Below are 14418 nucleotides of genomic sequence, written 5' to 3'. Positions count from 1 at the left end.
CGTCGCTGCCCGTCCTTGCCCCGGCCATTCTGCGCGGAGGGCGCGATGCTTCTGGAACGTACGATCACGACATTACAGACCCAGGCCGAAACGCCGGAACGGGCCGAGGAACTGGGAAAGCTTGGCTTCATCCAGTGGCTTGCCTGGCTGAAGCCCGACGCGAGCTTTCCGGCCGAAGCCGCTCGGGCCCTTGAACTCGCCGCACCCTTCCAGCCCACGGATCCGGCCATTGGCGTGTTTTGCAGGCTTGTCCGCCAGTCCATGGCCGGGCCGCTGGCCGATCTGGACCTGAATCTGCCCCAACCCCGCCGGCGTGGCGGCGCCCGCGCGCGGCGCCTGATGCTGTAGCGGTCCCTGCCATGCGCGGGAACGTGAGCCAGTTTCATAATTATCCCGCGAAACATGAATTTGCATGCTGGCGTCTGTGCGACTAGGTCGGGGGTTCAGAACCCGCGAGTACGACATGATCAGCTTTGGCCTTCCCCCGACCGAAACTTTCGCCGCCCTGCAACGGGCGGCGCGGGAACGGATCCTCATCCTCGACGGCGCCATGGGGACGATGATCCAGACGCTGAACATGACGGAAGAGGACTTTACCGCGAACGGTCACATCCACGGGCCCGGCTGCCGGCATCACGCAACGGACCATCCGCAGAAGGGCAACAACGACCTGCTGGTGCTGACCCAGCCCGACGCGGTCGAGGAGATCCAGCTGCAGTTCGCCCTGGCGGGCGCCGACATCCTGGAGACCAACACGTTTTCGTCGACGACCATCGCACAGGCGGACTATGGGCTGGAAGGGGCGGTGCACGATCTGAACGTCGCCGCGGCGCGGGTGGCCCGCCGCGCGGGCGACCGCGCGACCGCGAAGGATGGCAAGCCCCGCTGGGTCGCCGGCGCCGTGGGGCCGACGAACCGGACGGCCTCGATCTCTCCGGATGTGAACGACCCGGGTTATCGCGCCGTCACCTTCGACGACCTGCGCGTGGCCTATGGACAGCAGATCGACGGGCTGATCGAAGGCGGGTCCGACCTGATCCTGATCGAGACGATCTTCGACACGCTGAACGCCAAGGCCGCGATCTTTGCCGCCTTCGAAAGCTTCGCCAAGGTCGGGCGGCGGTTGCCCATCATGATCTCGGGCACGATCACCGATGCGTCGGGGCGGACATTGTCGGGGCAGACGCCGACCGCTTTCTGGCATTCGGTGCGCCATTCCCGGCCCTTCACCGTCGGGCTGAACTGCGCCCTTGGTGCCGATGCGATGCGTCCACACCTGGCGGAACTTGCCGGCGTTGCGGAAACCATGACCTGCGCCTATCCGAATGCGGGCCTGCCCAATGCCTTCGGTCAATACGACGAGACCCCCGAAGACACTGCCGGCAAGGTCGAAGTCTTCGCGAAAGAAGGTCTTGTGAACGTGGTCGGCGGCTGTTGCGGCACCACCCCGGACCATATCCGTGCAATTGCCGAACATGTGGCCGCCTACGCGCCGCGCAAACTGGACGAGACTGTCGATGCGTGATCGCCTTTTGCGCCTGTCGGGACTGGAGCCCTTTGTCCTGACGAAGGACATTCCCTTCGTCAATGTCGGCGAACGGACCAATGTCACGGGATCGGCCCGGTTCCGGAAGCTGATCACCAACCGCGACTATGCCGCGGCGCTGGATGTCGCGCGGGACCAGGTGGAAAACGGCGCCCAGATCATCGACATCAACATGGACGAGGGCCTGATCGATTCGAAACAGGCGATGGTCGACTTCCTGAACCTCGTCGCTGCCGAACCCGACATCGCCCGCGTGCCGATCATGATCGACAGCTCCAAGTGGGAGGTGATCGAGGCCGGGCTGAAATGCGTCCAGGGCAAGCCCATCGTCAACTCGATCTCGTTGAAGGAAGGGGAAGAGGCATTCCTGCACCATGCAGGTCTCTGCCTTGCCTATGGCGCGGCGGTCGTCGTGATGGCCTTCGACGAGGAAGGGCAGGCCGACAGCTTCGAACGCAAGACGGAAATCTGCGCACGGGCCTACAGGATCCTGACCGAACAGGTGGGTTTCCCGCCGGAAGACATCATCTTCGATCCGAACGTCTTTGCCGTGGCCACGGGGATCGAGGAACACGACAACTACGGCGTCGACTTCATCGAGGCGACGAAGTGGATCCGCCAGAACCTGCCCTATTGCCATATCTCGGGCGGCGTCTCGAACCTGTCCTTCAGCTTCCGCGGCAACGAACCCGTGCGCGAGGCGATGCACGCCGTGTTCCTCTACCATGCCATCAAGGTCGGAATGGACATGGGCATCGTGAACGCGGGCCAGCTGGCGGTCTATGACCAGATCGACCCGGACCTGCGCGAAGCCTGCGAAGACGTGGTGCTGAACCGCAAGCCGAAGAATGGTGCCAGCGCGACCGAAAACATGCTGGAAATCGCCGAACGCTTCAAGGGCGGCGCCAGGGAAGAGAAGAAGCGCGATCTGGCCTGGCGGGAATGGCCGGTCGCGAAGCGGCTGGAACATGCGCTGGTCAACGGCATCACCGAGTTCGTCGAAGAAGACACCGAAGCCGCGCGGCAAGAGGCCGACAAGCCGCTGGAGGTGATCGAAGGTCCGCTGATGGCGGGGATGAACGTGGTGGGCGACCTGTTCGGCGCGGGCAAGATGTTCCTGCCCCAGGTGGTGAAATCGGCCCGCGTGATGAAGCAGGCCGTGGCCGTTCTGTTGCCCTACATGGAGGAGGAAAAGCGCAAAAGCGGCGGTGGCGGCGGGCGCGACACGGCCGGGACGGTTCTGATGGCGACCGTGAAGGGCGATGTCCACGACATCGGCAAGAACATCGTGGGCGTCGTTCTGGCCTGCAACAACTATGAAATCGTCGACCTTGGCGTAATGGTGCCGCCGCAGAAGATCCTGGAAGAGGCGAAGGCCCACAACGTCGACGTGATCGGCCTGTCGGGTCTGATCACGCCCTCGCTGGACGAGATGGTGCACCTGGCCAGCGAGATGCAGCGCGAAGGCTTTGACATTCCACTGCTGATCGGCGGCGCGACCACGTCCAAGGTGCATACGGCGGTGAAGATCTCGCCCCAGTACACCCGGAACCAGGCGATCTATGTGACCGACGCCAGCCGGGCGGTCGGGGTCGTGTCTCTGCTGCTGAGCGCGACGCAGCGCCAGCCCTATATCGACGGCATCCGCGCGGAATATACCGAGGTCGCCGAAGCGCATGAACGGGCCGAGGCCGCGAAGCAGCGCCTGCCGCTGGCGGCGGCGCGGGCCAATGCGATGCAGATCGACTGGACGGATTATTCCGTTCCGGCGCCCAGGTTCACCGGCACGAAGGTGATCGAAGACTGGGACCTGGCGGAAATCGCCCGTTACATCGACTGGACGCCGTTTTTCCACACTTGGGAGCTTCGCGGCACTTACCCTCGGATCCTGGAGCACGAGAAATACGGCGAAGCTGCGCGCAGCTTGTTCGCCGATGCGCAGTCCATGCTGCAGCGGATCATCGGCGAGAAATGGTTCGGTCCCCGCGCCGCCGTAGGCTTCTGGCCCGCGAACAGGGCAGGGGACGACGATATCCGCCTTTTCACCGGCGCTGACCGGTCGGAAGAGCTGGCCACGCTCCACACCCTCCGCCAGCAGACGTCGAAGCGGCAGGGCCGGCCCAACGTGGCCATGGCCGACTTCGTGGCACCCGAAGGCACCGACGACTGGATTGGCGCGTTCGTGGTGACAGCCGGTCCCGAAGAGATCGCCATTGCCGAGAAGTTCGAGAAGGCTGGCGACGATTACGGTGCGATCATGGTCAAGGCGCTGGCCGACCGCTATGCCGAGGCCATGGCCGAGATGCTGCACCAGCGCGTCCGCCGCGATTACTGGGGCTATGCAACAGACGAGAGCTTTGCCCCGCACGAGCTGGTCGGCGAACCCTATCGCGGCATCCGTCCCGCGCCGGGATATCCCGCACAGCCCGATCATACCGAGAAGACGACGCTCTTCCGCCTGCTGGATGCCGAAGCGACGACGGGTGTCACGCTAACGGAAAGCATGGCGATGTGGCCGGGATCGTCCGTGTCGGGGATCTATATCGGCCATCCGGAGGCGTTCTATTTCGGCGTCGCCAAGGTGGAACGGGACCAGGTGGCCGATTATGCGCAGCGCAAGGGGATGGAACTGGCGGAGGCCGAACGCTGGCTGACCCCGATCCTGAACTACCGCCCTGACGCGACCGCCGCCGTTGCGGCCGAGTAACCGTTCCAGCGCGGTTCGCTAGCCCCTATCAAACCAGCGCATCGGCCAGAGGTTTCCCGGCTTCCCGCCTTTTCTGGTCCACCTGACAGGCGGATGGCGGGTGTTCTGCGAGGATCTCACTCCCGTCGGGGCAAATCCGGTCCATCGGACTAAATGCCTGCTGCATGGGAGCAGCAGGCATGTCCCCTCTTTGCGAGGATCCGACACGGGCCGCAATGAAGGATGGAGTGCGCCCCCGCGGGTGGACATTGTCAGGCGGCGGTTTTGACCATGACTCGGGTGCGGTTGTCTTGGAACTGGGCGGGCTGAGAGACCCCGAGGCTGAGTGCCGGCGGCGGCTGTTGTAGACCTCGACGAAACCCGCTCGTTAGAGAGCTCTGCAACAATGCCCAAAGACGTGCTCGTTGCCGGCGGATCGGCCAGACCTCTGTCTGGGCCCAAAGGGCGAGGTACAGGGTCAGAAATGCCAGGCCACGGCGCCGGCAGGATTGCACAACTGCTTCACCGGCAGATGAACCCCGGACGGCCGCAACCCGCACCGCCGGTATCCAGCGTTGACCTTATGGGCAAAGCTTCAGTTGGGCGCCGTTCCGGTCCATCGCGGTAAGCACGTCCGACGGTGGGGCACTGTCCGTGCAAAGTACCATGCTGTCACGCCACTGGCTGACCAGCACAAGCGCCCGACGTGCGAATTTGGAATGATCGGCCAGGATCAACTGCCGGTCGGAATGCTCCACCACCGCGGAATAGACCTGCGAGGCCGTCAGCATCGCCTCGCTGACGCCCGATGCGTCGACGCCCGAGGCTCCCAGCACCGCCACCGGGGCATGAAAGCGGGCAATGGCGGCAATCGTGTCGGCGCCGGCGACGATGCCTTCGCGATGGTCATAGATTCCGGGCAGCAACACGATCTGAAGATGCGGATTGGCGGCCAGTTCAGGCGCAATGCTGTGGGACATGGTGATGACTGTCAGCGGCCGGTCGAACCCGGTCAGCGCGCGCGCGAAATGCAGCACGGTCGCCCCGCCACCGATCAGCACCGCGTCGGCATCGCCGATTTCCTCGACCGAGGCCTGGGCGATTTGCTGCCGTTCGGCAACATGCAGCGCCTGCCGTTCGGCCAGGTGCGGCTCGAACCGCTGGCTGCGCATTGCGCCGCCATAGGTACGGTTGATGCGGCCGGCCTCGTCCAGTTCCGCCAGATCCCGGCGGATCGTCTCGGCCGAGACGCTCAGCTTCTCGGTCAACTGGTTCACGCGCAGGGTCGGGTTCGAGCCCAGGAGCGACAGGATCAGGTCCTGCCGGGCCGACTTTCGCATCCGGGTCCCGGGCTGCGAGGGCGTGGTGCTATCCGTCATGGGCCTTCCAGTGCGGTTTCCGCTGCGAGGTTACACAGAACTTGACCGGTTCCAGTCAGTTTTCCCGGTCATGGCACGGTGCTGCCCGAATGTCATCCCGAACCGGTCAGAATCCCCAGGAACTGCCGTGACTTCTGACTGGACTTGCTGAAGCACTGACGATGCCTCCTTGCATTGTTGCCGACGCATTGTTGCCGACACTGCCCGAGTTACGACATATCTGTGACCGAAGATGGTCATGTGTTGTGCGGGTTGGGGCTTCACTTGCCGAAGTTATGGCCAAATTGTGAATAGTATGCCCGACTTGACCCAGAAATGTTGGCAAGATCCACAGTTTTTCTTGCGGCAATTGCGAATCGTGGCTACCGTCCTCTTATCGACAAGGCGCAGGGACAGGGGCGCAGGACAATCCCGGAGACATGTCCCCCGATCTGTTTTCACAGTCGGAAGCGCAGGAATTCAAGGGGCTGCACCGCTCTGGGTGGAGAAGCTCCGGACCGGCGCCCAAGGAATGGGCGCTGGAAAGGGTCGGCACCGATGGCCGTGCCGTGACCGCCGGTTGACCGTCTTTACACAGGCGCGACGGTCTGCAGACTTTCGTTACGCATCGGCCGGTTTCCGGCCGGCGCGACCACGATCATGACCCGCCGGTCGTCCCCGTCCGGCCCATCGAAGGACAGACATCTCCCATGACCAACATCGACCTGACCGGAAAGCATGCCGTCGTCACCGGTGGATCGTCCGGCATCGGCACTGCCGTCGTGCGCACCCTGGCCGCCGCCGGCGCCAGCGTGACCGTGCTGGCGCGCAGCCGGGCCTATTCCGACGCCGAGGCCACGATGTACGACGACCCGAAGGTCGATTTCAGGTCACTGGACGTGGCCGACAGCGCCGCGGTGACCGAAGTATTCGCCGGGGTCGCGGCCGACAAGGGCATCGATATCGCAGTCATGTCGGCCGGTGTCCTGATGCCCGGCACGATCCTGGACACCGATGACGAGACCTGGCGCAAGGTGATGGCCGTCAATCTGGACGGGCTCTTCTATACCACCCGCGAGGCTATCCGCGCGATGATGGCGCAGGGACGGGGTGGCAAGGTCGTGTCGATCGGCTCGATCTCTGGCTACCGGGCGAACCAGGGCTTCAATGCCTACTGCACCGCCAAGGGCGGCGCGCTGAACTTCACCCGGCAGGTCGCGATGGACTATGCCGCCCACGGCATCAACGTGAACGCGGTGGCGCCGGGCTTCATCACCACGCCGATGACCGAGATCTACAATGCCGAGGTCAAGGCCACGCTGGCCGGCCAGACGCCCGACGGCCAGTGGGGCACGCCGCAGCAGATCGCGGATGCGACCTTGTTCCTGTGTTCGGACCTTTCGGCCCACATGCATGGCCAAAGCCTGCTGGTCGACGGTGGCTGGACCCTGGGCGTCTTTGCCTGAGTTCGGGGCCTGAGTTCGGGGCCTGAATTCGAGACCTAAACCCGGGGCCTGACCGCCCGGCAAACCCGAAAACCTGATCCATGCTCCGGGCCCCTCGACGGGCCCGGGACGAAGAACTGTTGCCCGCAACAGACAAGCAATAACGCAATCAACAGGTGGACCCATGAAAAGACGGCAACTTCTGACCGGCCTCGGCGCCGGTGGGCTTGGCGCGGCGGCGCTTTCGGCCCTGAACGCAGGCGCGGCCCATGCGCAAACCGGCGACCCGATCCCGATCGGGGCGGCGCTGCCCATGTCCGGCCCGTCTGCTGGCGACGGGATCGAGTTCAAGAACGGCCTCGACCTGGCCGCGGCCGAGATCAACGCTGCCGGCGGCATCCTGGGCCGCCCGGTCGAGATCCATATCGAGGACACCCGCGAAATGGGTGCAGACTTGGTGGGCCAGGCCATGCAGCGCCTGATCGACCGCTACAACACGCCCGCCATCGTCAACGGCTACAACCTGGGCGCCAACATGGTCGAACTGGACGTGGCGGCCGACAATGACGTGATCGTTCTGCACAACAACACCCAGATCGCCCATCAGGAACGCGTGAAGTCCGATCCGGAACGTTATTACGGCGGCTTCCAGACCGACCCTGCTGAATACTGGTACGGGCCCGGCTGCCTGAACTTCCTGAACGAACTGGTGGACGCGGGCCAGTGGAAGCCGGCAAACCGCAAGATCGCCATCGTCGCCTCGGCGGTGGAATACTCCATCGTCATCGGAAATGCGATCCGGGACAAGGCTGCCGAATTCGGCTGGGAGGTTTCGGTCTACGAAACCGTGCCCTTCCCGACCAACCAGTGGGGCCCGGTACTGGCCAAGCTGCGGGAAGATCCGCCCGCCGCGATCCTGGTCACGCACTTCCTGGCCCAGGACCTGGCGCAATTCATGACCCAGTTCCTGACCCAGCCGACGCCCAGCCTGATCTACATGCAGTACGGCCCCTCGCTGCCCGTCTTCCGCGAGATCGGCGGCGAGGCAATCAACGGCGTGATCTATTCCACCGTGATCGGCGGCCTGCCGGACGCGTTCGCCGCCAAGTACCGCGAGGATTACCGGGCGAATTTCGGCGACACGGCATCCTGGCTGACCGGGTCCCAGACCTATGATGCGCTGTGGATGTATGCCACCGCCGCCGCCGTGGCCGGCGGCCCGGGCGAACCTTTCAACGGCGAACAGGCGCGCAAGGTCGCCGGCGTCCTGAAGGGCATGGTCCACCGCGGGATGAGCGGGTCCTTCCGCTTCGATCCCGAGGGGCTGGTGGCCTACAGCTATCCGACCGAGACGAAGGACCCCTCGCTGGGCCTGCCGCACCAGTTCCTGCAGCACCAGGACTATCGCACCGATCCGAAACTGATCGGACCGCAGCTTTACGCGGACTCGCAGTTCATGCTGCCGCCCTGGCTGTCGTGATCCACTGACGACCGGCACGGGCGACCTGCGCCCGTGCCACCCAAAGGAATGAAGGCCTGCCCATGACCGACCTCCAACCCCTGTTGCAGTGCACGAACGTCACCCGGCGCTTCGGATCGCTGGTCGCCGTGGATCGCATGACGGTCAGCGTCGAGAAGGGCGAGATCCTGGGCATCGGTGGCCCGAACGGTGCCGGCAAGACCACCTTCTTCGACGTGGTGACCGGGATCACCCCGGCCTCGGACGGGCGGATCGTCTTCGACGGGCAGGACGTGACCACGCTGGGCGCCGACAGGGCCTGCCAGATGGGCATGGCGCGGACCTTCCAGCTGAACGCCGCCTTCGACCACATGACCGTTCTGGAGAACGTGGAAATCGCCGCCTATTACGGCCGCCGTCCGCGCTTTCTGCCGGGCCTGCGGCTGGGATCCGTCACGAAACGTGCCGCCCGGGACGCGCTGGATCTGGTGGGACTGTCTGACAAGGCCGGGATGACGGTCGCCGAACTGCCCGTTCTCGATCGCAAGCTTCTGATGATCGCCGGCGCAATGGCCACCGATCCGCGGATACTGTTCCTGGACGAACCTGTCGGCGGCCTGAACACCGATGAAATCGACTTTGTCATGGACCTGGTGAAACGACTGGCGGCCGGCGGGCTGACCATCGTCCTGATCGAGCACGTGATGCGCTTTCTCCTCGCGCTCTCCAGCCGGGTGATCATCATGCACCATGGCGCGCAACTGTTCGAAGGCCCGCCCCACGCGGTGGCCGAGAACGACGAGGTGGTCGAGGTCTATCTGGGTCAGGGCACCAAGGACCGGTTGAAGAAGCATTTCAGCCTGAACGCGGAGGCCATGGCATGAGCGCCGTTCTGGAACTTGAAGATGTCCGGTCGGGCTATGAAGGGGTCGAGGTACTGCGTGGTGTCTCGTTCTCTATCGAGGCGGGCGAACTGGTGACGGTCGTGGGTCCGAACGGCCATGGCAAGTCGACCCTGCTGCGCACGATTTCGGGCCTCGTGCCCCTGCGCGGCGGCGAGATCCGGTTCGAAGGCCGGGCACTGGACCGCCACGTCCATCACACGGCTGCCCGCGGTCTGGCCCATGTGCCACAGGGCGACATGCTGTTCCCGCAGATGTCGGTTCATGAAAACCTGCTGATGGGCGCCTTCCTGTGTTCCGACAGTACCGAACTGGCCCGCCGCATGGACGAGGTGCTGACCCTGCTTCCGAAACTGGCGGAACGGCGGAACCAGCAGGTGTCGACGCTGTCTGGCGGGGAACGCCGGATGGTGGGGATCGGTCGCGGCCTGATGATGGGCGGACGTCTGATGATGATCGATGAACCCTCGCTGGGCCTGGCCCCCATCGTGATCGAACAGATCTACGAGGTGATCGCCCAGCTGGGCAAATCCGGCCGCACCATCCTGCTGATCGAGGAAAACCCGGCTCGTGTGGCCGATCTCGCCGACCGTCTGTTCCTGCTCGACAACGGCGAATTCATCTGGTCCGGCCCGCCGGCCGAACTTCTGGCCAGCGACGAACTGATTTCCGCTTATCTGGGGGGCTGAGTCATGAACACCTTCTATGCCGTCCTTGTGTCGGGACTGACCGTCGGCGCGCTTTACGCCATTGCCAGCATCGGCCTGTCGCTGGTCTGGGGGGCACTTGGCGTCCTGAACATGGCCCATGGCGCGATGCTGACGCTGGGGGGCTATGTGGCCTATGGGGTGATCACCGGGCTGGGCCTGCCCGTGCCCCTGGGCATCTTTGCCTCGGTCGCCTTCGGCGCGCTGGCGGGCGGACTGATCTATGTCCTGATCGTCCGCAACGTCCTGCGGCAGGCCAAGGCAGATTTCGAGGCCAACGTGATGATCGCCACCGTCGGGGCCGCCATCGCGCTGGAAAACGGCATTCTGCTTGTGTTCGGCGGCCAGCCCCTACGCCAGCCGGTGACCGTGAGCGGATCTTTCGAACTGGGGCCGCTGATCGTGCCCTGGCAGAACTTCATCATCATGGTGGCGGCGGTTCTGGCCATGGCCGTGATCGCCTCGCTTCTGAACTACACCCGCATGGGCCGCGCGATCCGGGCCACTGCCCAGAACCGCGATGCCGCCCGGCTGATGGGCGTCGCCGCCGACCGGGTCTATCTGATCGTGCTGATGCTGTCGGGCGCGGTGGCCGGGATCTGCGGCCTGCTGCTGTCGGCCATGGTTCAACTGTCGCCCTCGCTGGGGAACGACCCGATGCTGAAGGCCTTCATCATGTGCGTGGTGGCCGGGCTTGGGTCCTTGCCGGGTGCGGTTCTGGTGTCCTTCGGCCTCGCGCTGCTGGAAGCCTGGGTCCAGTACCAGTTCGGCGCCCGCTGGGGCTTTCCGCTGCTGCTATGCGCTGTCGTCGTGGTGCTGATCTGGCGGCCCAGCGGCCTGCTGGGCAAGACGGAAGTGAGGCGGATGTGATGACCAGCCCGACATTTTTCACGGCACAGAAGGATCCACGCGCATGACCAAGACGTCCGGACGCACCGACCTGCTGATCGCGCTGGTCCTGATCGTGGTGGCCATCGCCATCCCCTTCCAGATCGACAGCCGCTACGTGCTGGGACAGATCGTGCTGGCGTTGTTCTATGCCTGCATCGCGTCCCAGTGGAATCTGGTCTTCGGCTTCGCCGGGATCTTCTCTCTGGCACCCGTCGCCATCTTTGCGGTGGGGGGCTATGCCACGGCGATGCTGTGCTTCTTCCTCGGCTGGTCGGTCTGGGCGGCGCTGCTGCCGGCGGCACTTGTGGCCGCCGTCTTCTCGGTCCTGATCGGGCTGGCCTGCCTGCGCCTGACGGGTGTCTATGTGGCGCTTCTGACACTCGCGGTGACGCAGGTCATGTATCTGCTGATCGTGACCGACACGGAATGTTTCGTGCAGGTCGGATCCGTCTGCCGTCAGCTGACCGGCGGGCCCGGCGGCTTTTCCCGGTTCGGAGATTTCGGTACGCGGCAGTTGCTGAAAGGCGACTGGATGATCGGGAACTATGCCATCGTCTGCACCCTGTTCGTGGTGATCATGGTCGTGACCTGGGTGATCCTGAAGGGGCCGATGGGCCACGCCTTCCGGGCGATCCGCGACAATCCGGGCTATGCCGTCGCCCGTGGCATCAACCGCTTTCGCGTGCAGCTTCTGGTCTTCGGCCTCTCGGCCTTCCTGACCGGGCTGGCGGGGGGTGTCTATGCTGCGCATTTCCAGGTGATCGGGCCGACGATCCTGCAACTGCCGCAACTGATGTTCATCATCGCCATCGTGGTAATCGGCGGCACCGGGACCTTCTGGGGACCGCTGGTCGGCACCCTGGTCCTGATGGGCGCGGACGAGCTGATGCGCGAAGTGGGTGAATTCCGAACATTGGGCCTTGGCCTGATCATCGCCGCTTCGATCGTGCTTTTGCCGAACGGGCTTGTGGGTCGGTTCCGCGACCTGATGCGCTATGCTGGCCGGAACCGGAGCGCCGGCCTGAAGACCTCGAAGGACATCCAATGAACCAGATCGCAGACCTGGCCGACCTCAGCCTTTCCGCCCTGCAACAAGCCTATCGTACGGGTCAGACCGGCCCCGTGGCCGTGACCCGCGCGATGCTGGACCAGGCCGAGGCCGTGAACGACACGCTTCACGCGCTTTACGACCTGCGCCCGGACGCCGCCATGGCCGAGGCAGGGTCGGCCGAGGCGCGCTGGAAGGCCGGCACGCCCCTGTCCCCCGTCGACGGGATGCCCGTGACGATCAAGGACAGCGTGCCCGCGACCGGGATGCGCTGGCACCACGGGTCTGCCTTGCATGGCAATGGCATCCTGGGCACCGCCGACGGCATCCCGACGCGCAAGCTGAAGGCGGCAGGCGCGATCATCATCGGCAAGGGCACGATGCCCGACTTCGGGCTTAGCGGATCTGGCGTGTCGGGGTCCCACGGGACCGTGCGAAACCCCTGGGGCACGGCGTGGAATACCGGCGGCTCCAGCGCCGGGGCAGGGGCGTCCATCGCCGCCGGCATCGGAATGATGTCGGTCGGATCGGACATTGCCGGATCGGTGCGTCTGCCGGCCTGCCATTGCGGGCTCGCCGCATTGAAGCCCACGCAAGGCCTGATCCCCCACGCCCCGGCCTCGACCGTGCGGTCGGCCGGGCCGATCACCCGCCGGGCCGAGGATCTGCTGGTCTGGACCACGGTTCTGGCCGGGCCCGACGCCGACGACCGCTATTCCGTGCCCCTGCTGGGCACTGATCCCGCGCCGGGCTGGGAAAAGGCCCTGACCGTGGGCACCTGTGCCGATTTCGGCTTCGGCCCCACGGTCGAGCCGGCCGTGCAGACAGTCTTCGACACCGCCCTGCAGGCATTGGAACGCATCGTCGGGAGGGTGCAGCCGGTGACGGCGGCCTATGGCTTCGACGCCTACCTGCCCATCGACGACTCGCTGAAGCTGCGCGGCTGGTACGAATACGCCGCCGCGGACGGCGAACACCGCGCCAAGGCGCCCACCGAGCTGGTCGACTGGTTCGCCGAGGCCCGCGACTGGACCCCGGCCCGCATCCGCGAATTCGAAACCGGCATCGAACGCGGCGTTGCCGGAACGGTCGCCCTGCTGGACGGGGTCGATTTCCTGCTGACCCCGGTCATGCCTCTGGTCAACTGGCCGGCGGAAGATCGCGGTCCCGTCTTCGGCATGCCGCTGCGCCATACGACCTTCACCGCGCCCTTCAACCAGTCGGGGCATCCCGCGATCTCGCTTCTGGGGGGCTTTGACGACAACGGGCTGCCGGTCGGCGTGCAACTGGTTGGCCACCGCTTGGACGACCGGCGGCTGATGGCGCTGGCGACGCTTCTGGAAACCGAACTGGACGCGATGAACGCCGGGGGCCGCAGTTGGCCCACGACGCCCGTCGTCTCTCATTGATCTTGGCTGCACACAGGAAGGATAGATCCATGTCCGACAGGGAAAGCCAGGCGAAAGCCTTTGCCGAAACGGCCTTGGGCGCCCCGCCCACCACTTTTGTGAACCCGCTGACCGTGCTGGCCTCGCCCGCATGGCGCGGGGTTGAAGGCGACATCTGGCGGGCAGGGGCCGGCGACGCCACGGCCATCGTCAAGCACTATCACCCCGATACCGCCTTCTATGTCGATGCCGCGAAAGCCATCGCTGCCGCCCGCCATGCCGGTGAAACCGGCGCCGGTCCCGCCGTGCTGGCCGATGACGCCGACAGCGGCCTGGTCGCCTTTGAAATCCTGCCCGCGCCCTGGCGCTGCGCCGGTCTCCAGGACCCGGTCGTGCCGAAGCTTCGCGCCGCGACCATCGCGGCCAAGAAGGCGTTCCAGTCTGGGCCGGCGCTGGGGTTCTCGGCCTCGATCTTCGACGAAATCGACAGCCTTGCTGCAATGGCAGAGAAGCTCAAGGCCCCGACCCACCCCCATCTGGCGACCTTCCTGTCCGTGATCGGCGACGCCGGTGCGCGGATCAGGGCGGCGGACCGGGACCTGAAGCCCTGCCACCGGGACGGCAACACCGCCAACCTGATGATCGGCCCGGACGTGCAGGTGAAGCTGGTCGATTTCGACCTGGCTGCCGACACCGACCCCTACGAGGATATTGGCTGCTGGCTGATGGAATTCTTCGACTGCGAGCCCGAGGCGCGCACAGGATTCGAGGAATGGGAAGGCCGCTTCGACGAAGGCCTGTTCCAGCGCGCGATGCTTTACGGCATGGCGGACGACCTGCGCTGGGGGCTGATCGGATCGGTGATGGCCGTGACCTCGCCCCGGAAGGCGCTGGAATTCGCGAAATACGCGTCGTGGCGGTTCCTCCGCCTGTCGACCATGGCCCTTGGCTCGCAGGCCTCCGACCGCCTGCGCCGGGCCGCCTGAAG

At 65.1% G+C, this 14418-nt stretch carries 13 protein-coding genes; 12 read left to right on the top strand and 1 reads right to left on the bottom strand.

Annotation, left to right across the window (positions count from 1 at the left end):
* Positions 1 to 45: 45 nt before the first annotated feature.
* From FQK05_RS18960 to metH, 3 genes are all read left to right on the top strand, one after another.
* Positions 46 to 348 (top strand): hypothetical protein, encoded by a 303-nt coding sequence (locus FQK05_RS18960; RefSeq protein WP_158969823.1) that lies wholly within the window; start codon positions 46 to 48, stop codon positions 346 to 348.
* Between the two features lie 115 nt (positions 349 to 463).
* Entirely contained in the window at positions 464 to 1525 is a 1062-nt protein-coding gene (locus FQK05_RS18955) for a homocysteine S-methyltransferase family protein (RefSeq protein ID WP_158969821.1), read from the top strand.
* Positions 1518 to 4253 (top strand): methionine synthase, encoded by a 2736-nt coding sequence (gene metH, locus FQK05_RS18950; protein ID WP_158969819.1) that lies wholly within the window; start codon positions 1518 to 1520, stop codon positions 4251 to 4253. The genes FQK05_RS18955 and metH overlap by 8 nt, the downstream gene beginning before the upstream one ends.
* Positions 4254 to 4813: 560 nt before the next feature.
* Here the strand turns inward: metH and FQK05_RS18945 are convergent.
* The gene (locus FQK05_RS18945) at positions 4814 to 5611 is read right to left on the bottom strand and encodes a DeoR/GlpR family DNA-binding transcription regulator (RefSeq protein ID WP_158969817.1); all 798 of its coding nucleotides are present in this window, start codon (positions 5609 to 5611) and stop codon (positions 4814 to 4816) included.
* A gap of 419 nt (positions 5612 to 6030) precedes the next feature.
* Between FQK05_RS18945 and FQK05_RS18940 the strand changes: the two genes are divergently transcribed.
* The 9 genes from FQK05_RS18940 (at position 6031) to FQK05_RS18900 (ending at position 14416) form a co-directional block, all read left to right on the top strand.
* Positions 6031 to 6174 (top strand): hypothetical protein, encoded by a 144-nt coding sequence (locus FQK05_RS18940; protein WP_158969815.1) that lies wholly within the window; start codon positions 6031 to 6033, stop codon positions 6172 to 6174.
* Between the two features lie 126 nt (positions 6175 to 6300).
* Positions 6301 to 7056: an SDR family NAD(P)-dependent oxidoreductase gene (locus FQK05_RS18935; protein ID WP_158969813.1), complete on the top strand. Its 756-nt coding sequence runs from the start codon at positions 6301 to 6303 to the stop codon at positions 7054 to 7056.
* A gap of 163 nt (positions 7057 to 7219) precedes the next feature.
* Positions 7220 to 8515, top strand: coding sequence for an ABC transporter substrate-binding protein (locus FQK05_RS18930; RefSeq protein ID WP_158969811.1), 1296 nt, complete (start codon positions 7220 to 7222; stop codon positions 8513 to 8515).
* 62 nt (positions 8516 to 8577) lie between these two features.
* Complete coding sequence (locus tag FQK05_RS18925; protein ID WP_158969809.1) at positions 8578 to 9378, top strand: ABC transporter ATP-binding protein; 801 nt, start codon at positions 8578 to 8580, stop codon at positions 9376 to 9378.
* A complete protein-coding gene (locus tag FQK05_RS18920; protein ID WP_158969807.1) occupies positions 9375 to 10085 on the top strand; it encodes an ABC transporter ATP-binding protein in 711 nt (236 codons plus the stop codon). The genes FQK05_RS18925 and FQK05_RS18920 overlap by 4 nt, the downstream gene beginning before the upstream one ends.
* A 3-nt stretch (positions 10086 to 10088) precedes the next feature.
* Positions 10089 to 10973: a branched-chain amino acid ABC transporter permease gene (locus FQK05_RS18915; protein ID WP_158969805.1), complete on the top strand. Its 885-nt coding sequence runs from the start codon at positions 10089 to 10091 to the stop codon at positions 10971 to 10973.
* Between the two features lie 43 nt (positions 10974 to 11016).
* Positions 11017 to 12042, top strand: coding sequence for a branched-chain amino acid ABC transporter permease (locus FQK05_RS18910; protein ID WP_158969803.1), 1026 nt, complete (start codon positions 11017 to 11019; stop codon positions 12040 to 12042).
* A complete protein-coding gene (locus FQK05_RS18905) occupies positions 12039 to 13451 on the top strand; it encodes an amidase family protein (RefSeq protein WP_158969801.1) in 1413 nt (470 codons plus the stop codon). Before FQK05_RS18910 ends, FQK05_RS18905 begins: the two co-directional genes overlap by 4 nt.
* Before the next feature lie 29 nt (positions 13452 to 13480).
* Positions 13481 to 14416 carry a phosphotransferase gene (locus FQK05_RS18900; RefSeq protein WP_158969799.1) on the top strand — a complete coding sequence of 312 codons (936 nt, stop codon included), beginning with the start codon at positions 13481 to 13483 and terminating at the stop codon, positions 14414 to 14416.
* The last annotated feature ends 2 nt before the right edge of the window (positions 14417 to 14418 follow it).

The organism is Chachezhania sediminis, assembly GCF_009765275.1.
GTDB classification, from domain to species: domain Bacteria; phylum Pseudomonadota; class Alphaproteobacteria; order Rhodobacterales; family Rhodobacteraceae; genus Chachezhania; species Chachezhania sediminis.
This window is presented reverse-complemented; position numbering and strand designations above follow the sequence as displayed.

Bases quoted from the DNA above. Each gene is read 5' to 3' on its own strand.
- FQK05_RS18960 (WP_158969823.1), top strand. From the start codon at position 46: ATGCTTCTGGAACGTACGATCACGACATTACAGACCCAGGCCGAAACG.
- FQK05_RS18955 (WP_158969821.1), top strand. From the start codon at position 464: ATGATCAGCTTTGGCCTTCCCCCGACCGAAACTTTCGCCGCCCTGCAA.
- metH (WP_158969819.1), top strand. From the start codon at position 1,518: ATGCGTGATCGCCTTTTGCGCCTGTCGGGACTGGAGCCCTTTGTCCTG.
- FQK05_RS18945 (WP_158969817.1), bottom strand. From the start codon at position 5,611: ATGACGGATAGCACCACGCCCTCGCAGCCCGGGACCCGGATGCGAAAG.
- FQK05_RS18940 (WP_158969815.1), top strand. From the start codon at position 6,031: ATGTCCCCCGATCTGTTTTCACAGTCGGAAGCGCAGGAATTCAAGGGG.
- FQK05_RS18935 (WP_158969813.1), top strand. From the start codon at position 6,301: ATGACCAACATCGACCTGACCGGAAAGCATGCCGTCGTCACCGGTGGA.
- FQK05_RS18930 (WP_158969811.1), top strand. From the start codon at position 7,220: ATGAAAAGACGGCAACTTCTGACCGGCCTCGGCGCCGGTGGGCTTGGC.
- FQK05_RS18925 (WP_158969809.1), top strand. From the start codon at position 8,578: ATGACCGACCTCCAACCCCTGTTGCAGTGCACGAACGTCACCCGGCGC.
- FQK05_RS18920 (WP_158969807.1), top strand. From the start codon at position 9,375: ATGAGCGCCGTTCTGGAACTTGAAGATGTCCGGTCGGGCTATGAAGGG.
- FQK05_RS18915 (WP_158969805.1), top strand. From the start codon at position 10,089: ATGAACACCTTCTATGCCGTCCTTGTGTCGGGACTGACCGTCGGCGCG.
- FQK05_RS18910 (WP_158969803.1), top strand. From the start codon at position 11,017: ATGACCAAGACGTCCGGACGCACCGACCTGCTGATCGCGCTGGTCCTG.
- FQK05_RS18905 (WP_158969801.1), top strand. From the start codon at position 12,039: ATGAACCAGATCGCAGACCTGGCCGACCTCAGCCTTTCCGCCCTGCAA.
- FQK05_RS18900 (WP_158969799.1), top strand. From the start codon at position 13,481: ATGTCCGACAGGGAAAGCCAGGCGAAAGCCTTTGCCGAAACGGCCTTG.